Raw genomic sequence first — 23,447 nt, 5'->3', positions numbered from 1 at the left:
ATCCACTTGGTGAATAATCGGCCGACGCCAAGAGTCCAAGGACGCGGGATCCTCGATGACGACCCACAAAGCCGGCGCCGGCCGCTCCAGCCGCAAGCAAGTCACCGTGACCGACATCGCCCAGGCCTGCGGCGTGTCGCGCGCGACGGTGTCGCTGGTGCTGCGCGGCAGCCCACTGGTGCATGCCGACACCCGCGCACGGGTGGAAGCCGAACTCAAACGCCAGCGCTACGTCTACAACCGCGCGGCGGCCAACCTGCGCCGGCAGACCTCCAGTTCGATCGCGCTGGTGATCAACGACCTGTCCAATCCCTTCTTCGCCGAGTTCGCCGCGGGCGTGGACGAGGCCCTGGGCGAGGAGGGCTACGTCACCCTGCTGGGCAGCACCGCCGAATCGCCGCAGCGGCAGCTGGCCGTGCTGGGCTCGCTGGCCGAGCACAGTCCGGCCGGCATCATCCTGTCGCCGGCCGAGCACAGCGACGGCGCGGCCCTGCAGCGATTGCTGGGCGCGCATACGCCGGCGCTGGTGTTCAATCGCGCGTTGCCGGGCGTGGACTGGGATTTCCTGGCCCTGGACAACGAGCGCGGCGCGCGCCTGGCCACCGAACATCTGCTGTCGCTGGGCCATCGGCGCATCGCGTTCTTCGGCGGGCATGCCGATTCCAGCTCCTGCCGGCAGCGCCGGCAGGGCTATACCGAAGCCTTGCGCGCGGCCGGCATCGAGCCGGCGCCGGATTGGCTGGTGGAGTGCAGCCCGACCCGCGTCGACGCGGCAGCGCGCAGCGGCGAGTTGTTCGCGCACGCCGCGCAGGCGAGCGCGGCGGTTTGCTACAACGACACCGTCGCCCTGGGCCTGATGCTGGGCCTGAGCGCGCGCGGCACACGGCCGGGCGCGGACTTCGCCCTGACCGGTTTCGACGACATCACCGAGGCGGCGCTGTCGACGCCGTCGTTGACCACGCTGGCGGCGCAGCCGCGCGCGTGCGGGCGCCAGGCCGCCGAGCTGCTGCTGCAGCGCGTGCGCGACCCGGGCGCGCCGCCGCGCAAGGTGATCGCGCCGGTGACGCTGGTGGTGCGCGGCAGCAGCGGAGCCGCCGCCATGTGAGTTCCTCCCTACCGCGCCGTCCGCACGGCGCCCCCATCGAGCAGTCGACTCCATGAGTACGCAAGCCCGTACCGCGCCGGCGCCTGCCGCGCATGCCGCACGCAATCGCGCGGCCTTGGTCGCGATGACCGCGATCTTCTTCATGTGGGGCTTCATCACCGAGCTCAACGGGGTGCTGATTCCGCACCTGCAGTCGGTGTTCCAGCTCACCCACGCCCGCTCCATGCTGCTGGACTCGGCGTTCTTCGGCGCCTACTTCGTGATGGCGATACCGGCCGGGCGGGTGGTGGCCAAGGTCGGCTACAAGCTGGGCATCGTCATCGGCCTGCTGATCGCCGGCGCCGGCGCGCTGCTGGTGCTGCCGGCGGCGCAGGCGGCCTCGTTCGAACTGTTCCTGCCGGCCTTGTTCATCCTGGCCACCGGCATCGTGCTGCTGCAGGTCTCGGCCAATCCCTACGTCAGCCTGCTGGGCGTGCCCGAGCGCGCGGCCAGCCGCCTCAACTTCGCCCAGGCGGTGAACTCGCTGGGCCACACCATCGGACCGTACGTGGCCGGGCTGCTGATCTTCAGCGCCACCCTGCTCAGCGCCGAACAACTGGCCAAGCTGCCGGCGGTGGAGCGCGTGCAGACCGTGCAGCCGCTGTACATCGGCGTGGCGGTGGCGCTGATCGTGCTGGCGCTGGCGGTGTACTGCTTCCGCATGCCGGCGCTCACCGAGGCCACCGAGCAGGCCGACACGCGCAAGCACAGCTACGCCGACGTGCTGCGCCTGCCGCACCTGCGCTGGGGCGTGCTGGCGATCTTCTTCTACGTGGGCGTGGAGGTCACCGTCGCCCACTTCATGGTCAAGTACGTCTCGCGCCCGGAGATCGGCGCGATGAACGAGGCCGATGCCTCGCTGTACCTGTCCTACTACCACGGCATGGCCATGGTCGGCCGCTTCCTGGGCGCGGCGTTGCTGATGAGCGCCAACCCGCGGCGCATGCTGCCGTTGTACGCGGCGATCAACATCGTGTTGCTGCTGGTCACCATGAACACCGTCGGCGGCGCGGCGCTGTGGTCGGTGGTGCTGGTGGGCCTGTTCAACTCGATCATGTTCCCGACCATCTTCACCCTGGCGATCGAGCGCCTGGGGCCGATGACCGAGAAAGCCTCCAGCCTGCTGGTGATGGCCATCGTCGGCGGCGCGGTGATTCCGCCGCTGCAGGGCGCGTTCGTCGATCTGTTCAAGGGCGCGCTGGGCGACGAAACCCGGGCGCTGCAGTACGCGTTCTTCGTTTCCGCGCTCTGCTACGCCTACATCGTCTGGTACGGCCTGCGCGGCTCGCGCCTGCGGGCTGCGGACCGCACCGCACAGGGGCAGGACTGAACCGCATGCGCGATATCGTTTGTTTCGGCGAGGCCTTGATCGATTTTCTCGCCCAGCCCGCGGCGTCCGCGGACGCGCCGCGCGCGTTCGCGCAGTACGCCGGCGGCGCACCGGCCAACGTCGCCGCGGCGGCGGCGCGCCTGGGCGCGCCGACCCAGTTCGTCGGCATGCTCGGCCGCGACATGTTCGGCGACTTCCTGCTCGACAGCCTGCGCGGCTGCGGCGTGGCCACCGATCATGTGCGGCGCACCGACGCGGCCAAGACCGCGCTGGCCTTCGTCGCCCTGGACGAACAAGGCGAGCGCAGCTTCAACTTCTATCGTCCGCCGGCGGCGGACCTGCTGTTCCGCCAGGAGCACTTCTCCGCCGACTGCTTCACCCGCGCGGCCGCGTTCCATGTCTGCTCCAACAGCCTGACCGAGGACGAGATCGCGGCGGCCACACTGCACGGCATGCGCCTGGCGCGCGAGGCCGGCGTGCTGGTCAGCCTGGATCTCAACCTGCGCCCGATGCTGTGGCCGGCCGACGCGCAACCGCGTCCGCGGTTATGGCAGGCCCTGGCCGCCGCCGATGTGGTCAAGCTGGCGCGCAACGAACTGGAGTATCTGGCCGAGCCTTACGGCGGCGGCGAGGCCGGCGAACGCGCGGTACGCGAGCGCCTGTTCGCCGGCGCCGCGCGCTGGCTGGTGGTCACCGACGGTGGCGCGCCGCTGCGCTGGTACACCGCCACAGCCGCGGGTGCCGACGACGAGGGCGAACTGCGCGGCTTCAGCGTCACCGCGGTGGACACCACCGCCGCTGGCGACGCCTTCGTCGGCGGCCTGCTGTCGCGCCTGGGCGAGCTGGGCGTGGACGCGGCAGGCCTGCCCGCCTTCCTGCACAACCGCGCGGCGCTGGAGGACGCGTTGCGCTTCGCCGCGGCCGTCGGCGCGCTGGCGGTGACCCGACACGGCGCCTTCGCCGCGATGCCCACGCGCGCGCAGGTGCAGCAACTGCTCAAGGATCAGTATGACGATGCCGCTTGATACCGATCAGTCCGATCGCGCGCAGTCCGATGCGGCCGCGCCGGATTTCCGCTCCGCCGATTTCCTGCGCGCGCACATCGCGCGCAGCATGGCCTTCTACCATCCGCGCTGCATCGATCCGGCCGGCGGCTACTTCCACTACTTCAAGGACGACGGCGGGGTCTACGAGGCCTCGCACCGCCACCTGGTCAGCAGCACCCGGTTCGTCTTCAACTACGCCATGGCCGCGCGCGAGTTCGGCGCCGACGAGGCGCTGCGCGCGCAGTACCTGCAGGCGGTGCGCCATGGCCTGAACTACCTGCGCGAGCGGCACCGCAATCCGGACACCGGCGGTTATGCCTGGACCCTGCGCGACGGCCGGGTCGAAGACGAGACCTACCACTGCTACGGCGTGGCCTTCGTGTTGCTGGCGTATTCCACCGCGCTCAAGGCCGGCATCGAGGACGCGCGCGCCTGGATAGACGAGACCTGGCAGCTGCTGGAGCGCCGCTACTGGGAGCCGCAGCACGGCCTGTACCGCGACGAAGCCGACGCGCAGTGGCACTTCAGCGGCTACCGCGGCCAGAACGCCAACATGCACATGTGCGAGGCGATGCTGGCCGCGTTCGAGGCCAGCGGCGAGCGCCGCTACCTGGACCGCGCGCTGGCGCTGGCCGAGCGCATGACGCGCCACCACGCCGCGCGCGCCGGTGGATTGGTGTGGGAGCACTACGACGCCGACTGGAACATCGACTGGACCTATCACCTGGACGATCCCAGACACCTGTTCCGGCCCTGGGGCTTCCAGCCCGGCCACCAGACCGAATGGAGCAAGCTGCTGCTGATCCTGGACCGCCACGTCGACGAGGACTGGCTGGTGCCGACCGCGCGCCATCTGTTCGATACCGCGTTGGCGCATTCCTGGGATGAGGAGCGCGGTGGCATGTATTACGGCTTCGCGTACGAAGGCCTGCGCCATGCAGGCGAGGGCAGGGCGGCGGTCGAGGGCGGCGCCTACGTCTGCGACGACGACAAATATTTTTGGGTTCAAGCCGAGTCGCTTGCCGCCGCCGCGCTGCTGGCCGAACGCACCGGCGAATCGCGCTACTGGGATTGGTACCAGCGCCTGTGGGCTTATTCCTGGGCGCACCTGGTCGATCACCGCTACGGCGCCTGGTTCCGCATCCTCGACGCCGACAACCGCAAGTACAGCGACGAGAAGAGCCCGGCCGGCAAGACCGATTACCACACCATGGGCGCCTGCTACGAGGTGCTCAACGTCGTGCGCGGGGGCTGAGGCGATGCGGGCGGCGGCGTTCCTGCATAGCTGGCGGCGCTCGCTCGCGCTCGCGGCGACGGCCTTGTTCGTCGCCGCCGCGCAGGCCGCGACGCCGGGCGTGCGCACGCTGGACCGGCACTGGGAGTTCCGCCTGTTGCCGGACAACCCGCAGGCGCGCGGGCACGCGGACGCGACGCAATGGCGCACCGCACGCGTGCCCGGACACGTGCACACCGATCTGCTCGCGCACGGACTGATCCCCGATCCCTATGTCGGCGCACCCGAGGCGCAGTTGCAATGGATCGGCCTGGGTGCCTGGGAGTACCGCAGCCGTTTCGATCTGGATGAGGCGACGCTGCGCCGCGCGCATGCCGAATTGGTGTTCGAAGGCCTGGACACCTACGCCGACGTTTCCCTCAACGGCGAGCCGCTGCTGTCGGCCGACAACGCCTTCCGCACGTGGCGACTGCCGGTGGCCGGTAAGCTGCGCGCGCGCGGCAACGAACTGCGCGTGCTGCTGCATTCGCCGATCGCGCGCCTGCTGCCGCGGGTGCAGGCCATGCCGCACAAGATCGCCGGCAACTATCCCTCGCCCTACGGCGACGAGCCCAAGGACGCGATGACCGGCAACTTCGCGCGCAAGCCCGGCTACCACTACGGTTGGGACTGGGGTCCGCGCTACGTCACCGCCGGCGTGTGGCGCGAGGTGCGGCTGGAGAGCTGGGACGGACCGCGCATCGACGCGTTGCAGCTGCGCCAGCGACGCGTGGACGCCGAAGTCGCCGAGCTCAGCGCGCAGTTGCAAGTGCGCGCCGATGCGGCCGGACCGGCGACGCTGGAAGTGGATTGGCTGGACCCCGACGGCCGCCGTGCGGGTACACAGCGACAGACCGTCGAGCTGCGGGCGGGACCGCAGACGCTGAGCCTGCCGATACGCATCGAACGGCCGCGGCGCTGGTACCCCTACGGTTACGGCGAACAAGCGCTGTACACCTTCCGCGCGCGCTTGCGCGGCGAAGGCGGCCAGCAGGCGCAGGTGCAGCAACGCACCGGCCTGCGCACGGTCGAGCTGCGCCGCCCGCGCGACGCCGCGGGGCAGGGATTCGCCTTCGCGGTCAACGGGATCGAGATCTTCGCCAAGGGCGCCAACGCGATTCCGTTCGACATGTTCCCGGCGCGGGTGAGCGTGCAGCGCCTGCGTAAGACCCTGGAGGACGCGCGCGCAGCCAACATGAACATGCTGCGCAACTGGGGCGGCGGCTATTACGAGAGCGACGCCTTCTTCGATCTGGCCGACGAGCTGGGCCTGATGGTGTGGCAGGACTTCATGTACGGCGGCGGCATGCAGCCAGGCTACGACGCCGATTTCCGCGCCAATGCGGTGGCCGAGGCGCGCGACCAGGTGCGGCGCCTGCGCCGCCATCCCAGCATCGTGCTGTGGTGCGGCAACAACGAAGAGGAAACCGCCTGGAAGGACTGGGGCCACCGGCGCACGCTGACCCAGGCCGATCCCGCCTTCGCGCAGACCGTCTGGGACGGCTACGTGCAGCTGTTCGGCCGCGACCTGCGCGAGGTGGTCGCGCAGGAGTCCGGCGAGGTGCCGTACTGGTCCAGCTCGCCCAGCAACGACCTGGACGAGAAGGCCAACGACTCGGCCAAGGGCGACAAGCATTACTGGGACGTGTGGGCCGGCTCCAAACCGGTCGCCGCCTACCTGGACGAGACCCCGCGCTTCATGTCCGAGTTCGGCCTGCAGGCCTGGCCGGTACAGCGCACCGTCGATGCGTTCGCGGCCAAGTCCGAGCAGGGCATCGACACGCCGGTGATCCGCGCCCATCAGAAGTTCCTGGCCGGCGCCGGCAACGAGCGCCTGCTGCTCTACCTCCGCGCCGGCTACGGCGAGCCGCGCGATTTCGCCGACTTCGTCTACCTCAGCCAGGTCATGCAGGCCGAGGGCATCGAACTGGCCGCGCTGCATCACCGCACCAGCCGGCCGCACACCATGGGCTCGCTGTACTGGCAGCTCAACGACGTGTGGCCGGGCGCGTCCTGGTCCAGCATCGATTACTACGGGCACTGGAAGGCGCTGCAGTTCCACGCACGCCGCTTCTTCGCGCCGGTGGCGGTATCGGCGCTGCGCAAGGACGGCCGCACCGCATTGGCCTTGCTGTCGGATCGCACGCAGGCCAAGTCCGCGCAATGGACGCTGCGCGTGATCGACTTCGACGGTCGCGAGCATTGGCGCACGCAGGGCTAGATCAGCCTGACCCCGCTGGCGGTCACGCCCGCGGGCGCATGGACCGACGCCGAGCTGCTGCGTGGCGCCGATCCCAAGCGCACGGCCGCGGTGTTCGAGCTGCACGCGCCGGGCGAGCCGCCGTCGCGGCGCGTGGTCTATTTCGACGAGGCCAAGGCGCTGGCGTTGAGCGATCCGCAGCTGCGCACGCAATGGCGCCGCGACGGCGACGTCGCGGTGCTGAGCCTGCACGCCACGACGCTGACGCGCGCGCTGTGGCTCGAATTCGACGGCCTGGACGCCGAGCTGTCCGACAACGCCCTGACCGTGTTGCCCGGCGAGACCGTGCAGCTGCGCGTGCGCGCCGATGCCGACCTGGAGCGGCTGCGTCGCACGCTGCGCCTGCGCTGGCTCGGCGCGCCCTGAGTTCGCACTAACGATACCCGCAGTGTCCGCCGCTCCCGGCGCGATGCCTCCACTCCCTTGGTGACCCTGATGAAACTACGCACGCTCGCCTGCCTCATCGCCGCCGCCCTGATCGCCGGCTGCGCCCAGCCCGCCACCGACACCGCTGCGCCCTCGACGCCCGCACCCGCCGCGGCCGCGTCGGCCGCCACGATCGACGAGGCCGAGGCCGCGCGCCTGGCCGAACGCGTCAAGCAGGAAACCCAGCACGCCTGGCAGGGCTACAAGCGCTACGCCTGGGGCCGCGATGCGCTCAAGCCGCTGAGCAAGAGCGCCCACGACTGGTATCCGCATTCGCTGCTGATGACGCCGGTGGACGCGCTGGACACCCTGTTGCTGATGGGCTTGAAGACCGAGGCCGACGAGGCGCGCGAGCTGATCGCGACCCAGCTGGACTTCGATCGGGACATGTACGTGCAGAACTTCGAGGTCACCATCCGCCTGCTCGGCGGCCTGTTGTCGGGCTATCAGATGACCGGCGACGAACGTCTGCTCAAGCTCGCCGACGAGTTGGGCACGCGCCTGCTGCCGGTGTTCGATTCGCCGACCGGGCTGCCGTACACCCACGTCAATCTGCGCACCGGCAAGACCCGCGGCAAGGTCAGCAACCCGGCCGAGACCGGCACCCTGCTGATCGAGTTCGGCATGCTGTCCAAGCTCACCGGCAAGCCGGTCTACTACGACAAGGCCAAGCGCGCGCTGGTCGAAACCTACAACCGCCGCGATCCCAAGACCGGTCTGGTCGGCTCCGCGATCGACGTGGAGAGCGGGCGCTGGACCGACACCGGTGCGCACATCGGCGGCGGCATCGATTCCTATTACGAGTACCTGTACAAGTGCTGGCGCCTGTTCGGCGACGCCGAGTGCAAGACGATGTGGGACCAGAGCATCGTCGGCGTCAACCGGCACCTGAGCGACGAAGTGCGCGACCGCGAGCTGTGGTACGGCCACGCCGACATGGCCACCGGCCAGCGCACGGCCACGCGTTATGGCGCGCTGGACGCGTTCATGCCGGCGCTGCTGGCGCTGGGCGGCGACCTGGACCGCGCGCGCCGGCTGCAGGATTCCGGCGCGAAGATGTGGCGCCTGCACGGCATCGAGCCCGAGTCGCTGGACTACGCCAAGCTGCAGGTGACGTCGCCCGGCTATGCGCTGCGGCCGGAGATCGTCGAGTCGGCGTACTACCTGCACGTGCTGACCGGCGATCCCAAGTACCGCGCGATGGGGCGCGAGTTCTTCGAGGACTTCGTCCGTCACTGCCGCACCGAAGCTGGTTACGCCGCGCTCAAGGACGTGACCAGCAAGCAGCAGGACGACTCGATGGAGAGCTTCCTGTTCGCCGAGACCTTCAAGTACTACTACCTGCTGTTCGCGCCGGCGCAGACGCTGGACTTCAAGGCGGTGACCTTCAACACCGAGGCGCATCCGCTGCGGCTGCCGGCGGCCAAGCCGCAGTGAGCTGGCGCGTAGCGCTGGCGCTGGGCGTGCTGTGGCTGGCGGCCTGCGCCGCCGCCCCGCAGCGCGCCACGACGCCGGCCGCGCATCCGCGCGCGATCGTCTTCTACTACAACTGGTATGGCAGCCCCGAGCGCGACGGCGCGCGCCTGCACTCGGCGCATCCGGTGCTGAAGTTGCGCGCGCAGGACCCGGACGCGCCCGCCATCCCCGGCGGCGGCGACATCGCCGCCGACTTCTATCCGGCGCTGGGCGAATACAGCAGCGCCGACCCGACGATCGCCGATCGGCATATGGCGATGGTCGCGCAGGCCGGTATCGGCATCGTCGCGGTGACCTGGCTGGGACGCGAGGACCCGAGCTACCGCAGCCTGCCGGCGCTGTTCGACGCCGCGGCCCGGCACGGCCTGCGCATCTGCTTCCAGATCGAGCCGGCGTCGCGGCCCGACATCGCGGCGGCGCGCGCGCAGCTGCTGGCGACGATCGACGACTTCGGGCGGCATCCGGCGTTCTACCGCGATCCCGGCAGCGGGCGACCCTTGTTCTTCGTCTACGACTCCTACCAGCTGCCGGCCGCCGATTGGGCGCGCGTGCTGCGCGCCGACGGCGCGGACTCGATACGCGGCGGCGCCTACGACGCCGACGTGATCGGCCTGTGGGTGCAGGCCGACGAGGGCGCGTTCTTCCTCGAAGGCGGCTTCGACGGCGTCTACACCTACTTCGCCAGCCGCGGTTTCACCTGGGGCTCGACGCCGGCGCACTGGCCGCGCATGCGCCGCTGGGCGGACCGGCACGGCTTGCGCTTCATCCCCTCGGTGGGGCCGGGCTACAGCGATCGCCGGGTGCGGCCGTGGAATCGGGCCAACGAACGTGGACGCGAGGGCGGGGCGTACTACGACGCGATGTTCGAGGCGGCTGTCGCCAGCGATGCGCAGTGGGTGTCGATCACTTCGTTCAACGAATGGCACGAGGGCACGCAGTTGGAGCCGGCTGCGGCGGCGGATGACCATGGCCGCTACTTCGACTATGCGCCGCTGGCGCCGGATCACTACCTGCGTCGCACGCGTTATTGGCTATCGCGGTTTCCGGCAGGGCAAGCGCGCTAAGGCGACATCGAGCGCATTCGCGCTGCGCGCTCATCCCCTCACCCCAACCCCTCTCCCGTAAACGGGAGAGGGGTTGGGGTGAGGGCACGCGAGGCGGCAAATCGCCACGTAAGGACAGCCCGGGTAACGAATCCAAACGCCCTGGGCCACACCCCACCCACACAAACCGCCAAAACTCTGGCTATAGTGTCCCGCCGCCAGGAGCGCACCCCCCGGATGCCGGGAGCCCCTTACAACGCGGCCACACTCTGGTTCGGCCCGGCTTTCGAGCGGCTGCACCCTTTGCTGCAAGCACTGCACCGCGGCGGCGGACGCCTGAGCGGCGAAGTCGCGATCTCCACCGGCACCGGCCTGGCCGGGCGCCTGGGCCGGCGCCTGGCGCAACGTCTCGGCATTCCCCTGGACCGCCCGAGGCGCGGCTTCGAAGTCCGCATCGTCCACGACGAAGACGCCATGCAATGGCGCCGCCGCTTCGACGACGGCAGCGAACTGATTTCGATCTTCCGTCCCGTCGGCCGCTACCCCGACGGGCATTGGCTGGAAGACACCGGCCCGGCGCGGCTGCGCCTGGGCGTGGACCTGGATGGCGGCGGCTGGCGCTGGCGGCTGCGCTCGGTGGCCTGGCGCGGCCTGCCTTGGCCGCGCTTCCTGTTCCCGAGCACCGACGCCTACAAACGCATCGAGGACGGCGACCGTTATCGCTTCGCCGTCGCTTTCTCGCTGTTTCCCTTCGGCGAACTGCTGCGCTACGAAGGCGCGCTGCACGCCATCCCGGCCGATCCGGCCGTTCCCGTAGAAAGAGTGGCTACATGACCGACCGCATTCCCCTGCTTATCGATACCGACCCGGGCGTGGACGACGCGCTCGCGCTGCTGATGGCGTTCAACGACCCGCGCCATGAACTGGTCGGCCTGACCATCGCCGCCGGCAACGTCGGCCTCAAGCACACCGTCGCCAACGCGCTGAAGCTGTGCGAGGTCGCCGGCGTCGACGTGCCGGTGTTCGCCGGCGCCGCCGCGCCGCTGCTGCATCCCTCGCCGGACGCCGGCTACGTGCACGGCCAGGACGGCTTCGGCGATGTCGGCTATGAGGCCGCACAACGCCAGGTCGAGGCCGAGCACGCCGCGCTGGCGATCCTGCGCCTGTCGCACGAGCACGCCGGCAAGCTGCTGCTGGTGGCGCTGGGACCGCTGACCAACATCGCGCTTGCGCTCAAGCTCGACCCGACCCTGCCTGAGCGCGTCGCACGCTTCGTGGTGATGGGCGGGGCGGTCACCTGCCGCGGCAACATCACGCCGGCGGCCGAGTTCAACATCTACTTCGATCCCGAAGCCGCGCACATCGTGTTCGAGGCCTTCGAGCGCATCGAGCTGGCCGATTGGGAAGCGGTGATCGCGCACGGTTTCCTGCACGACGACGTAGTCCGCTGGCTGCAGGCCGACAGCCCGCGCGCGCGCTTCTACGAGCGCATCTCCGAGCGCACCCGGCTGTGGTCGGCCGACCGCCGCGGCGCGCACTGGCATGCCGCCGACGCGCTGGCGATGGCGTTCGCCTTGGAGCCCGACGGCGCCGTGGAGGTGCTGGATCGGGCGCTGTCGATCGAGCTGGCGGGTCAGCACGGCCGTGGCGCGACCATCGTCGACTGGCGCGGGGAGGGCGGGGCGCCGGCGCGCGTGGCGATCCTGATGCGCTACGACCAGGAGCGCTTCCAGGGCCTGATCCGCGGCGCTTTGGCGGCCGTCTAGGCCGTCCAGGGCTCGTCCGGATTGCCGCGAGCCCGCGATGGCGCGCTCGCGGCTTCGGTGCGTAAGTGATTGATCCGGCGGGGCGGAGCCGGGTTCGGCCCCGCCTTGCGATGTTCGGATATGCCCGCGTCGGGCCGGTCCGTAGCGTCGCCAGGGCAGGACTTGCCTCGGCCTCGAAGGGGCGGCTATAATGCCGCTCTTTCCCGCATCAATTTGTGAGTGCCATGAAGGCAGGTATCCATCCCGAGTACCGCGACGTCGTTTTCCAGGACGTCACCACCGATTTCCAGATCGTGACCCGTTCGACCCTGTCGAGCAAGGAAACGATCAAGGTCGACGGCACCGAGTACCCGCTGATCAAGGTCGATATCTCGTCGGCTTCGCACCCGTTCTACACGGGCAAGCACAAGATCATGGACACCAGCGGTCGCGTCGACAAGTTCCGCAAGCGCTACGCGCAGAAGTAATCGCGTCGCCCAGCGTTGCGCACAACGGCTGCCTTCGAGGCGGCCGTTTGCGTTTGTGGCCGCCGCGCGCGGTTTGCCGGACCCATAGGGCTATGCCCATCGGATGGCGCGTCGAACGCGCGCGTTAGAGTCCGTGCACTAATGTCGGCGGCTGCGTCCGAGGCCCGATCGACGCCGCCGGCGGAACAGCCCGGCCCGTCCCCGGGACTAAAGTCCGAGTCGGTGCTCGATGCCGGTATGCGATAATTGGCGGACGCGGTGCGCCCGCGATTTCCTGTCCCTACCTCGCCCGCGGCCATCCCTGCGGGCGCAGACATGAGGAGCTGTTCGTGTCCGCTTCTGAAAAATCCGCTGCTGAGAAAGCCGTCCCGAATAAACCCGCCTTCGACCAGGTGACCCTGGCCGCCGGCGACAAGAGCGTGGCCCTGCCGGTCCAGCATCCGACGCTCGGCGCCTCCTGCATCGACATCGCCAAGGTGCCGAAGGAGACCGGTCTGTTCACCTACGACCCGGGCTTCACCGCCACCGCCAGCTGCAAGTCGGCGATCACCTACATCGACGGCGACGAAGGCGTGCTGCTGTACCGCGGCTACCCGATCGAGCAGCTCGCCGAGAAGTCGAACTTCCTCGAAGTCGCCTATCTGCTGATGAACGGCGAACTGCCGACGGCGAACGAGTTCAGCAAGTTCGAGCACGAAGTCACGCATCACACGATGATGCACGAGGCCTTCCGCACCTTCCTGTACGGCTTCCGCCACGACGCTCATCCGATGGCGATGCTGGTCGGCATGCTCGGCTCGATGGCGAGCTTCTACCACAACGAACTCGACCTGGAAGATCCGGAGCAGCGCCGTCTGGCCGCGATCCGCCTGATCGCCAAGGTGCCGACGATCGCCGCCGCCTGCCACCGCTATTCGATCGGCTGGCCGATCCGCTATCCCAAGAACAGCCTCGACTACACCACGCGCTTCCTGCACATGCTGTTCGAAGTGCCGAGCGAGCCGCTGGAGCTCAACCCGGTCGCCGCCAAGGCGATGGACCTGTTGTTCATCCTGCACGCCGACCACGAGCAGAACGCGTCGACCTCGACCGTGCGCCTGGTCGGTTCGACCGGTGCCAATCCCTACGTCAGCGTCGCCTCCGGCGTCGCCGCGTTGTGGGGCCCGGCGCACGGCGGCGCCAACGAGGCCGTGCTCAAGATGCTCAACGAGATCGGCCGTCCGGAGAACGTCAAGTCGGCGATCGACAAGGCCAAGGACAAGGAGTCGGGCTTCCGCCTGATGGGCTTCGGCCACCGCGTCTACAAGAACTACGATCCGCGCGCGGCGCTGGTGCGCAAGATGACGCACGACGTGCTGGGCGCGCTGGGCGTGAACGATCCGCTGCTGGAAGTGGCGATGAAGCTGGAAGAGGCGGCGCTGCAGGACGAGTATTTCGTGCAGCGCAAGCTCTATCCGAACGTCGACTTCTACTCGGGCATCATCTACAAGGCGCTGGGCATTCCGGTGGAGATGTTCACGGTGATGTTCGCGATCGCGCGCACCGCCGGCTGGGTGTCGCATTGGCTGGAGCAGCAGAACGATCCGGAAAACAAGATCGGCCGTCCGCGCCAGATCTATACCGGTCACGGCGTGCGCGATTACGTGGCCAGCGACAAGCGCTGATCGCTACCGTTGCACGGCACGAGACGCCCCGCATCGCGGGGCGTTTTCGTTTGTGCGGCGGGCGTTGGGATAGAGCGGCATTCTTCAGCCGCTCTCTGTGGGAGCGGCGCGAGCCGCGACCGCGAATCCCGGTTACTGCGTTGCGCCTTGGCTCCCTCTTTTGGAAAAGGAGGGTTGGGGAGGATTCGCTTTTGTTCTTGCCCTGCTGCTTCTGACCGAAGGTCAAAGGCTTCCGCCTGCTGCGCATGCGGGTCGCTCGCGCCTATCCGGTTGCGCCTTTGGCTCCCTCCTTTGGAAAAGGAGGGTTGGGGAGGATTTGCTCTTGCTGTTGTCTTCGCGGTTTCTGACCGAAGGTCAAAGGCTTCCGCCTGCTGCGCATGCGGGTCACTTTCTCTTGCTGACCCAAGAGAAAGTAACCAAAGAGAAGGGTCTGAGCCAGGAGCTCCCGTGTGGCTTCGGATCTGGCGCCGGGATTTTTCGATAGGACATCCCTGTCCTATCGAAAAACGGCGCGCGTCCTGCGCGCCGCCCTACGGGTCTGGGAATGGTCGTGTGGCTTCGGTTCTATGGACTTCAACGCCGGAGCAACCGCAACCGCAACCGCTGTTGCCGAACTCGCGGGAATCGCTTTCTGTGGGAGCGGCGTGAGCCGCGATGGCTTCACCCTTGGAGACGTAGGCCGCGCTGGCGATGCTAGCCGCCCTCATACCCCGCGATCTCCTCCTCCGCCAGCAGCTGTCGCAGCTGCGCCAGCGAGGCGCGCTTCATCGGTTTTTCGTCCACGCCCGACAGCGGTGCCTGGCGCAGTACGTCCAGCGGCAGCACGGTGAGGTCGAAGCTGAGGTCTTCGGCGCTGAAGACCCAGACCGGGAAATCGTCGCTGCGTTCGCGGTCCAGGCGCAGGCGGCGGCTGCGGGCTTCGGCGGGGATGCCGTGCTGGTCTAGGAAGCGCGGAGCGGCGTCGGGGTCGTCGCTGTACAGCTGCAGCGCGACCGGGCTGCGCTCGTCGGCGGTGCCGTCCAGGACCGGGCCGACCAGGCGCGGGTCGAAGTCGGCGAAGAATTCCATCGCGCGCAGCGCGGCCTCGCGGCGCTGGCGCAGGCCGGCGGCATGGTCGCGGTGGAACAAGCGTTGGTATTCGCGCAGGGCGTCCTCGATCTCGCGGTTACGCGGCAGCGAGGCATCATCGAAGATGCCCAGGCGCTCGGCGGCCTTGAGCTTGGCCTGGTGGTAGTCGCGGATGCCGCCCTCGGCCATCAGCCGCGCGGCCTCGTGGGCGAGGCGGTGGCGGCGTTCGCGGGTGCGGGTTTCGGCGTGCTGCTGTGCGTGCTGTCGGGCGTGATGGGGCATGACGGCCTCCGCGGCGGGCACGGCGACGGCGAGGGGGCTCGCCGCGGCCGGCGGTGCGTGCCGGCGGGTCCAACGCTAACACGCCGATGCGGATTTGCTCATCACCTGGCGCTGGCGCCGTCCGCGCCCGCGTGGAGCGGGCGCGGACCGGCCGAGGCCAGGACTCAGAAGATGTCGAACGACTCTTCCGACGGCGCCGCTTCGGCCGCACCGTAATCGACGTAGGACTGCATCTTGTCCAAGTCCTCGGCCTTGACCCATTCGACGATGCCGCCGACGCCGTCCGGAATCAGCGAGCCGTTGGCGCCGACGGAGACCTTGACCATGCCCTGCGGCGGTTCGTTGGGCGCGATCGGCTTGTCCTTCAACGCCACGCGCATGTAGTCGATCCAGATCGGCAGCGCGGCCTTGCCGCCGTACTCGCGGTAGCCCAGCGACTTGTAGTTGTCGCGGCCGACCCAGACCGTGGTCACCAGCGGGCCGCCGAAGCCGGAGAACCAGGCGTCGCGGTGGTCGTTGGTGGAGCCGGTCTTGCCGCCCACGTCCTCGCGGCCTAGCACCTTGGCCGCGGTGCCGGTGCCGCGCAGGACCACGTCGCGCAGCATCGACACGATCTGGTAGGCGATGCGGTCGTCGATCGCGCGCGGCGCCATCACCTGGTCGGCCGGGCGGGCGGCGGCCGGCTTGGCCGGTTCGGAGGCCTTGGCGCTGGCCTTGGGGTCGGGCTTGGTTTCGTTCAACGTGCCGAAGTTGAAGCCGTCGACGACGGTGCTGGAGCGCACCGTGCTGCCGCCGTCGCGGCCGCCGCATTCGGGGCAGGCGGTGGGCGGCTTTTCCTTGAACACCACTGCGCCGGCGCGGTCCTTGATCTCGTCGATGAACCAGGGGGTGACGCGGAAACCGCCGTTGGCGAAGGTGGCGTAGCCGCGCGCGACCGACAGCGGGGTCAGCGAGGCGGTGCCCAGCGACATCGACAGGTTCGGCGGCAGCTGTTCGATGTCGAAACCGAAGTTGCTGATGTACTTGCGCGCGAAATCCACGCCCATGGCATCCAGCAGGCGCACCGACACCAGGTTGCGCGACTGCACCATGGCCTCGCGCACGCGCATCGGGCCGGCGAAGTTGCCGCTGTCGTTCTGCGGGCGCCAGATGTGGCCGCGGCGGTCGCGGAACACCACCGGCGCGTCGAGCACGATCGAGGCCGGGTTGTAGCCGCGCTCGAACGAGGCCGCGTAGACGAAGGGCTTGAAGCTGGAACCGGGCTGGCGGCGGGCCTGGGTGGCGCGGTTGAACTTGGCGCCGGCGAAGCTGAAACCACCCGACAGGGCGCGCAGGGCGCCGTTGGACGGTTCCAGCGAGACCAGTGCGGCCTGCGCCTGCGGCAGCTGCTCCAGGCGGTAGCCCAGCGGCGCGCCAACCACCGGCGGCGCGACCGCGACCGGGGCGTCGGGCTTCTTGGGGTCGGGCTTGGGCGCCGGCGGTTCGATCTTCTCGACCCGCACCAGGTCGCCGCGCTTGACCAGGCTGCCCGGGCTGCGTCCGCCCCAGCCCTGGTTGGCGGCCAGGCTGATCTCGCTGCCGTCGGCCAGGGCCAGGCGCGCGCCGCCGCCGTCGCTGGCCAGCACGATCGCCGGCAGCAGGCCGGCCTGGGCCGGGATCGAACGCAGGCGCTGCTTGGCGGTGGCGGCGTCCTCGTTGGCGGCCAAGTCGAAGTGCTGCTCGACCCCGTGCCAGCCGTGGCGGCGGTCGTAGACCTTGAGCCCGTCGCGGACTGCCTTGTCGGCCGCGGCCTGCAGGGTCGGGTCGATGGTGGTGGTGACGTGGTAGCCCTTGGTCAGGGCCTCGGCGCCGTAGCGCTCGATCATCTGCTGGCGGACCATCTCGGCCACATAGGGCGCGTAGACCTCGACCGGGCGCTCGTGCGGGGTCGCGTGCATGGGCACGGCCTTGGCCTGGGCGGCCTCGGCGGCGCTGACGTACTTGAGCTCGGCCATGCGGTCGAGGATGTAGTCGCGGCGCTCCTTGGCGCGCTCCGGGTTGCTCAGCGGGTTGCCGCTGGAGGGGAACTTGGGGATGCCGGCCAGCGAGGCCATCTCGTCCAGCGACAGCTCGCTCATCTTCTTGCCGTAGTAGAACTCGGCCGCGGCGCCGACGCCGTAGGCGCGGTTGCCGAAGAAGCTCTTGTTCAAATACAGCTCGAAAATCTCGTCCTTGCTGAGCTCGCGCTCCATGCGCATGGCCAGCAGCATCTCGCCCAGCTTGCGCTTGTAGCTGTATTCCGAGCTCAGGAAGAACTGGCGCGCGACCTGCTGGGTGATGGTGGAGCCGCCCGGCACGCGCTTGTCGTCGGTGGTGGCCAGCAGCCAGACCGCGCGCGCGATGCCTTTGTAGTCCACGCCGTGGTGCTGGTAGAAGCGGGCGTCCTCGATCGAGATGAAGGCCTGCTTGAGCCGGGCCGGCACGTCCTCGATCGCCACCGGGTAGCGGCGGGTCTCGCCGAACAGGGCCATCAGGCGGCCGTCGGCCGCGTAGACGTACATGGGCTCCTGCAGCTCTACGTTGCGCAGGGTCTCCACGTCCGGCAGCTTGGGGGCGATCAGGTAGTACAGGGTGCCGGCGGCGATCACCCCGAGCAGGGTCAGGCCGGCGAACGCATACAGCGCCCAGCGCAGAAGGCGACGGAGACGGGGCATCGAAGCGGGTTCCGATTGCGGGTAGTAGTGGGCGTGGAGTATAGAGGAGCCGGGGACAGGGACCGCCCCGGGGGGCAGGCGGCCGGTGATTTCCGCTAAGGCCGTTACGCAAAAAAGGCGGTCTCGGTTGGCATTCCTGAAAGAAATGGTTGCCAGCCTGTGAAAAGTCCGTTATCTAAGGCGGGGCCACACGAAGTGCGCGTAAGCGCTTGTGGCATGGGGAGAAAACAGTGGGCGTCATCACAAAAAGCCAGCCGGCCCTCGTCGGCGTGGATATCAGTTCGACCGCAGTGAAGCTGTTGCAGCTCTCCCGAGCCGGCAACCGCTACCGCGTCGAGCATTACGCCGTCGAGCCGCTACCGCCGAACGCCGTCGTCGAGAAGAACATCGTCGAGGTCGAGGCCGTGGGCGAGGCGATCAAGCGCGCGGTCGCTAGGTCCGGAACCCGGGTCAAGTTCGCCGCCGCGGCCGTCGCCGGGTCCTCGGTGATCACCAAGGTGATCCCGATGCCGGGCGACCTGGACGGCGAGGAACTCGAGTCGCAGGTCGAATTGGAGGCGGTGAACTACGTGCCGTATCCGATCGAGGAAGTAAATCACGACTTCGAGGTGCTGGGACCGATGCCCAACAGCCCGGACATGATCCAGGTGCTGCTGGCCGCGTCGCGCTCAGAGAACGTCGAAGTCCGCGCCTCGGCGCTGGAGATCGGCGGCCTGACCCCCAAGGTCATGGACGTCGAGGCGTTCGCGGTCGAGAACGCGTTCGCGCTGATCGCCGACCATCTCAGCACGCCGCGCGACGGCATCGTCGCCCTGATCGACTCGGGCGCGACCATGACCACGCTCAACGTGCTGCGCAACGGCCGCAGCCTCTACAGCCGCGAGCAGGTCTTCGGCGGCAAGCAGCTCACCGACGAGGTGATGCGGCGCTACGGCCTGAGCTACGAGGAAGCGGGCCTGGCCAAGCGCCAGGGCGGCTTGCCCGAGAGCTACTCGGCCGAAGTGCTGGAGCCCTTCAAGGAAGCGATGGTGCAGCAGGTCAGCCGCCTGTTGCAGTTCTTCTACGCCGGTAGCGAGTTCAACCGCGTGGACCAGATCGTGCTCGCCGGCGGTTGCGCCTCCATCCCCGGCATCGCCGAGATGGTCGAGGAGCAGCTGGGCGTGCCCACCATCATCGCCAACCCGCTGGCGCACATGACGCTCGGTCCGCGCGTGCAGGCGCACGCGCTAGCGCAGGACGCGCCGGCGTTGATGATCGCGTGCGGCCTCGCCCTGAGGAGCTTCGACTGATGGCACGCATCAATCTCCTCCCGTGGCGAGCCGAACGCCGCAAACAGCGGCAGAAGGAATTCGTCACCATGATCGCGATCGCGGTCGCGAGCGCCATGGCGCTCTCGTTCCTGATCGTCAGCTTCTACAAGGGCCAGATCAACGGCCAGAACACCCGCAACACCTTCCTGCAGGACCGCATCGCCGAGGTCGACAAGCAGATCACGGAGATCGAGGAGCTCGACAAGAAGAAGTCGAAGCTGCTGGCCCGCAAGGAAGTGATCGAGCAGCTGCAGTCCAACCGTTCGCAGATGGTGCACCTGTTCGATTCGCTGGTGCGCACCATTCCCGACGGCGCGGTGCTGACGGCGATCAAGCAGGACGCCGACACTCTGACCCTGGAAGGCCGTGCGCAGTCCAACGCCCGCGTCAGTACCTACATGCGCAACCTCGAAGGCTCGGGCTGGATGACCAATCCGGACCTGTCGATCATCGAGGCCAAGGGCACGGACAAGGGGCTGCCGTACGAGTTCAAGCTGCAGGTCAAGCTGGCCAATCCGAACGCGCCCAAGGACGAGAACGGCGACGGTCAGCCCGACGCGCCGGCCGCCGGCACCGAGGCCGCCGCCGCCAACGCGACCGCTCCGGCCGCGGCGCCCGCCGCCGCAGCGCCGGCCGCTAGCGCGCCGGCCGGCACGGCCGCTCCCGCGGCGATCGCTCCGGTGGCGCCGGCCGCGGCACCCGCCGCACCGGCCGCCGCGCCGGCTCCGGCTCCGACCAATGCGCCGGGCGGCGTTCCGACCCCGGTCCAGGAGCCGCCCGCAGCGGCCCCGGCCGCAGGCAACAACAAGGGGGCCGAATCGTGAGCCAGAAGAAGATGTCGCTCAAGGACCTCGACTTCAACAACATGGGGTCGTGGCCGGTACAGGCCAAAATCGGCTTCTGCGTGATCATCGGCCTGGTGATCGTCGGTCTGTCCTGGTACCTGTTCGTGCGCGACAAGCGCGCCACGCTGGAAGGCCTGGAGCGCACCGAGAGGGATCTGCGCGCCGAGTTCGAGACCAAGCAGGGCCGCGCCGCCAACCTCGAGCCGCTCAAGCAGCAGCTGGTGCAGATGGAACAGCAGCTGCAGCAGATGCTGCGCCAGCTGCCGAGCAAGACCGAAATGCCCGACCTGATCGTCGACATTTCGCAGACCGCGCTCGCCACCGGCATCACCAACGAACTGTTCCAGCCCGGTCCGGAGCAGCCCAAGGACTTCTACGCCGAGAAGCCGATCGCGCTGCGCATGGTGGGCACCTACCACCAGTTCGGCGGTTTCGTCAGCGGCGTCGCCTCGCTGCCGCGCGTGGTCATCATGACCATGCACGACATCTCGCTGCGCCCGCGCGGCGCCGCGGCCGGCGACAAGACCGCGGTGATCACGCCCAACAGTCCGTTGGAGCTGGCCGGCACGGTCAAGACCTACCGTTACCTGGACGAAGAAGAAGTGTCGGCGCAGGAAAAGGCCAACGGCGATCCTAATGCCGCCGCGGCCGCACCTGCCGCAGCTGCTGGCGACAAGAAGGAGGGCGGCTGATGCGTACGACATTCAACGCGGGCGCTCGCGGCCGCATCCTGATCGCGGCGACGCTGCTGCTGGCGGCCACCGGCTGCGGCCGCGGCATCACCAGCACGCCCGGCGACGCGCCCAATCTCGAGAAGTGGGTGGCCGAAGTGAAGGCGCGTCCCGCGCCGCCGCTGGATCCGCTGCCGGTCATGCAGCAGTTCGAGACGTTCGAGTACGCCGCGCAGGCGATGCGCGATCCGTTCAGCAACGCGTTCACCGATCAGGGCGGCGGCAGCGGTCCGCGTCCCGACGCGACGCGACGCAAGCAGACTTTGGAGCAGTTCCCGCTCGACAGCCTGGACATGGTCGGCACGCTCGGCCGCGGTCCCGGGGTGATCGCCCTGGTGATGGCGCCCGACAAGGTGACCTACCGGGTGCGGCCGGGCGCGTACATGGGCCAGAACGACGGTCGGGTCACCAGCGTGTCCGAAGATCGGATCGAGCTGGTGGAACTGGTGCCGGACGGCGCAGGTGGTTGGCTCGAAAGGCCGGCGACCGTGGCGTTAGAAGACAATTGATTGGGGGATAGCACGATGACCGTATTCAACGCCAAAAGCTCGCCGGCTCGGCGCCCCTTGGTTCTCAGCACGCGCAGCGCCGGCCTGGTGGTCGGCTTGCTCGCGGGCCTCAGCGCCGCGCACGCCGCGACGCCGGCAGCTGGAGCCGCGACTCCGGTGGCGGCACCCGCCGCGCCGGTGGTCGCTCCCGCACACAGCCTCGATCCGGCCAAGCAGTTGCCGGGCGCGATCTCGGTCGCGAACATCGACTTCAAGCGCGGCGAAGACGGCTCCGGCAAGCTGATCCTGAAGTTCACCGGCGACGGCGCCGCGCCCGACCTGCGCAACCAGGGTTCGAGCGTGATCGTCGACGTCGGCAACGCGCAGTTGCCGGCCGCCCTGGCGCGCCCGCTCAACGTCACCGACTTCGCCACGCCGGTCCAGCGCATCGACGCGCGCGCCAGCGGCAACGGCACGCAGCTGGTGCTCAACACCAAGGGCGGCTTCGAGTCGCTGGCCTACCAGACCGGTCGCGAGTACATCGTCGAGATCGTGCCCAAGTCGGCCGCAGCCGCTTCCGGCCGCGCGGTCGGCGCCAGCTCCGCCAGCAGCACCAGCGACGCCAGCAAGCGCGGCTACAGCGGCCGTCCGGTGACGTTCAACTTCCAGGACGTGCCGGTGCGCACCGTGCTGCAGCTGATCGCCGAGGAGTCCAATCTCAACGTGGTCGCCGCCGACACGGTCCAGGGCAACGTGACCCTGCGCCTGGTCAACGTGCCGTGGGATCAGGCCCTGGACATCGTGCTGCAGGCCAAGGGCCTGGATAAGCGCCGCAGCGGCAACGTGGTGTGGATCGCGCCGCAGGCCGAGGTCGCCAAGTACGAGCAGGACAAGGAAGACGCGCGCATCGCGCTCGACAACCGCGTCGACCTGGTCACCGAGTACATCCAGATCAACTACCACAACGCCGGCGCGATCTTCAAAGCGCTGACCGAGGCCAAGGGCGTCGGCGGTTCGGGCGGTGGCGGCGGTGGCGGCGGCGGTCAGAGCCAGAACGAGAACGGCTTCCTGTCGCAGCGCGGCCGTCTGGTCGCCGACGAGCGCACCAACACGCTGATGATCAGCGACATCCCGAAGAAGGTTCAGCAGATGCGCGAACTGGTTCGGGTGATCGATCGCCCGGTCGACCAGGTCGTGATCGAGGCCCGCATCGTGATCGCGACCGAATCGGTCTCGCGCGAGCTCGGCGCCAAGTTCGGCATCAGCGGCAGCAAGGACAACGCCTACTTCAGCGGCGACCTGGCGTCCAACCTCGCCACCCGCAACTCGGAAGTCGCCGCCAACCTCGCCTACGCCAATGCGTACCGCGACTGGTTCAACGGCGGCCAGGTCGGCACGCCGCCGGTGCGCACCGTCGGTGCGATCACCCGCGGCCTGATGAGCAACCTGGGCGTCGACAACCCGGCCGGTTCGCTGGCGCTGTCCATCCTCAACGCCGGCTACCTGCTCGACATCGAGCTGTCGGCGATCCAGGAAGAAGGCCGCGGCGAAGTCATCTCCAACCCGCGCGTGGTCACCAGCAATCAGCGCGAAGCGGTGATCAGCCAGGGCCAGGAAGTGGGCTACGTGACGATCTCGCCGCAGCAGGGCGGTAACGCCACGCCGATCCCGAACGTCCAGTTCAAGGACGTGCTGCTGGAGCTGAAGGTCACCCCGACCATCACCAACGACGGCCGCGTGTTCCTGAACATGGCGGTCAAGAAGGACGAGGTCGACGGCACCCTGAACACCTCGATCGGCCAGGTGCCGATCATCGCCAAGCGCTCGGTCAACACCGCCGTGCTGGTCGAGGACGGTCAGACCGTGGTGGTCGGCGGCGTGTACGAGTTCCGCGATCGCAGCGACGTCACCAAGGTGCCGTTCCTGGGCGACATCCCCTTCCTGGGCAACCTGTTCAAGAAGAAGGGCCGCTCGAAGGAAAAGGCCGAGTTGCTGATCTTCGTCACCCCGAAGGTGCTCAAGGTCACGCAGCGCTAAGCGCCGCACCGATAGAGAAACGCGAGAGGGCCTTCGGGCCCTCTTCGCGTTTGAGGGGGGATCGGCTTGCGTGAAGCAAGAGCAAATCCCCCCTAGCC

17 protein-coding genes and 1 pseudogene are annotated in these 23,447 nt (G+C 68.7%); 16 read left to right on the top strand and 2 right to left on the bottom strand.

Translation table 11 applies throughout. The annotated features are described in order from the left end of the window. Positions 1-55: 55 nt before the first annotated feature. The 11 genes and pseudogenes from LVB77_RS18080 to LVB77_RS18030 all read left to right on the top strand — a co-directional run bounded on the left by LVB77_RS18080 (position 56) and on the right by LVB77_RS18030 (position 13,895). Complete coding sequence (locus LVB77_RS18080) at positions 56-1,105, top strand: LacI family DNA-binding transcriptional regulator (RefSeq protein WP_232907450.1); 1,050 nt, start codon at positions 56-58, stop codon at positions 1,103-1,105. Positions 1,106-1,157: 52 nt separating this feature from the next. Beyond that, positions 1,158-2,474 (top strand): sugar MFS transporter, encoded by a 1,317-nt coding sequence (locus LVB77_RS18075; protein ID WP_232907449.1) that lies wholly within the window; start codon positions 1,158-1,160, stop codon positions 2,472-2,474. A gap of 5 nt (positions 2,475-2,479) precedes the next feature. Next, positions 2,480-3,499 (top strand): carbohydrate kinase, encoded by a 1,020-nt coding sequence (locus tag LVB77_RS18070; protein ID WP_232907448.1) that lies wholly within the window; start codon positions 2,480-2,482, stop codon positions 3,497-3,499. Then, a complete protein-coding gene (locus LVB77_RS18065; RefSeq protein WP_232907447.1) occupies positions 3,489-4,775 on the top strand; it encodes an AGE family epimerase/isomerase in 1,287 nt (428 codons plus the stop codon). Before LVB77_RS18070 ends, LVB77_RS18065 begins: the two co-directional genes overlap by 11 nt. A gap of 4 nt (positions 4,776-4,779) precedes the next feature. After that, positions 4,780-7,419 (top strand): annotated as a pseudogene (locus tag LVB77_RS18060) (glycoside hydrolase family 2 protein). A gap of 69 nt (positions 7,420-7,488) precedes the next feature. Continuing rightward, positions 7,489-8,916 carry a glycoside hydrolase family 47 protein gene (locus LVB77_RS18055; RefSeq protein ID WP_232907446.1) on the top strand — a complete coding sequence of 476 codons (1,428 nt, stop codon included), beginning with the start codon at positions 7,489-7,491 and terminating at the stop codon, positions 8,914-8,916. Next, the gene (locus LVB77_RS18050; RefSeq protein WP_232907445.1) at positions 8,913-10,019 is read left to right on the top strand and encodes a glycoside hydrolase family 99 protein; all 1,107 of its coding nucleotides are present in this window, start codon (positions 8,913-8,915) and stop codon (positions 10,017-10,019) included. Before LVB77_RS18055 ends, LVB77_RS18050 begins: the two co-directional genes overlap by 4 nt. 216 nt (positions 10,020-10,235) lie before the next feature. Beyond that, on the top strand, positions 10,236-10,832 hold the full coding sequence (locus LVB77_RS18045; RefSeq protein ID WP_232907444.1) for a DUF4166 domain-containing protein: 597 nt from the start codon (positions 10,236-10,238) through the stop codon (positions 10,830-10,832). Next, positions 10,829-11,764, top strand: coding sequence for a nucleoside hydrolase (locus LVB77_RS18040; RefSeq protein ID WP_232907443.1), 936 nt, complete (start codon positions 10,829-10,831; stop codon positions 11,762-11,764). Before LVB77_RS18045 ends, LVB77_RS18040 begins: the two co-directional genes overlap by 4 nt. Positions 11,765-11,988: 224 nt before the next feature. Continuing rightward, positions 11,989-12,231 (top strand): type B 50S ribosomal protein L31, encoded by a 243-nt coding sequence (locus LVB77_RS18035; RefSeq protein ID WP_232907442.1) that lies wholly within the window; start codon positions 11,989-11,991, stop codon positions 12,229-12,231. 329 nt (positions 12,232-12,560) lie between these two features. Beyond that, positions 12,561-13,895, top strand: coding sequence for a citrate synthase (locus LVB77_RS18030; RefSeq protein WP_232907441.1), 1,335 nt, complete (start codon positions 12,561-12,563; stop codon positions 13,893-13,895). A 693-nt stretch (positions 13,896-14,588) separates the two neighbouring features. On the opposite strand, the gene LVB77_RS18025 is transcribed toward LVB77_RS18030, so the two are convergent. Then, the gene (locus LVB77_RS18025; protein WP_232907440.1) at positions 14,589-15,245 is read right to left on the bottom strand and encodes a hypothetical protein; all 657 of its coding nucleotides are present in this window, start codon (positions 15,243-15,245) and stop codon (positions 14,589-14,591) included. Between the two features lie 164 nt (positions 15,246-15,409). Beyond that, positions 15,410-17,938, bottom strand: coding sequence for a penicillin-binding protein 1A (locus LVB77_RS18020; RefSeq protein WP_232907439.1), 2,529 nt, complete (start codon positions 17,936-17,938; stop codon positions 15,410-15,412). A 230-nt stretch (positions 17,939-18,168) separates the two neighbouring features. On the opposite strand from LVB77_RS18020, the gene LVB77_RS18015 reads away from it, so the two are divergent. From LVB77_RS18015 to LVB77_RS17995, 5 genes are read left to right on the top strand one after another with little or no spacing between them, the layout of a single operon-like run. Further along, the gene (locus LVB77_RS18015; RefSeq protein ID WP_232907438.1) at positions 18,169-19,227 is read left to right on the top strand and encodes a pilus assembly protein PilM; all 1,059 of its coding nucleotides are present in this window, start codon (positions 18,169-18,171) and stop codon (positions 19,225-19,227) included. Beyond that, positions 19,227-20,072, top strand: a complete 846-nt coding sequence (locus LVB77_RS18010) for a PilN domain-containing protein (protein WP_232907437.1) — start codon at positions 19,227-19,229, stop codon at positions 20,070-20,072. The genes LVB77_RS18015 and LVB77_RS18010 overlap by 1 nt, the downstream gene beginning before the upstream one ends. Then, positions 20,069-20,785 carry a type 4a pilus biogenesis protein PilO gene (pilO, locus tag LVB77_RS18005; protein ID WP_232907436.1) on the top strand — a complete coding sequence of 239 codons (717 nt, stop codon included), beginning with the start codon at positions 20,069-20,071 and terminating at the stop codon, positions 20,783-20,785. Before LVB77_RS18010 ends, pilO begins: the two co-directional genes overlap by 4 nt. Beyond that, positions 20,785-21,333 (top strand): pilus assembly protein PilP, encoded by a 549-nt coding sequence (locus LVB77_RS18000; RefSeq protein WP_232907435.1) that lies wholly within the window; start codon positions 20,785-20,787, stop codon positions 21,331-21,333. Before pilO ends, LVB77_RS18000 begins: the two co-directional genes overlap by 1 nt. A 15-nt stretch (positions 21,334-21,348) precedes the next feature. Further along, a complete protein-coding gene (locus tag LVB77_RS17995) occupies positions 21,349-23,349 on the top strand; it encodes a type IV pilus secretin PilQ family protein (protein WP_232907434.1) in 2,001 nt (666 codons plus the stop codon). Positions 23,350-23,447: the final 98 nt, after the last annotated feature.

Source organism: Lysobacter sp. 5GHs7-4, assembly GCF_021284765.1.
GTDB lineage: Bacteria > Pseudomonadota > Gammaproteobacteria > Xanthomonadales > Xanthomonadaceae > Lysobacter.
The sequence above is the reverse complement of the archived record's forward strand: the minus strand, read 5'-3'. Positions and strand labels throughout refer to the sequence as shown.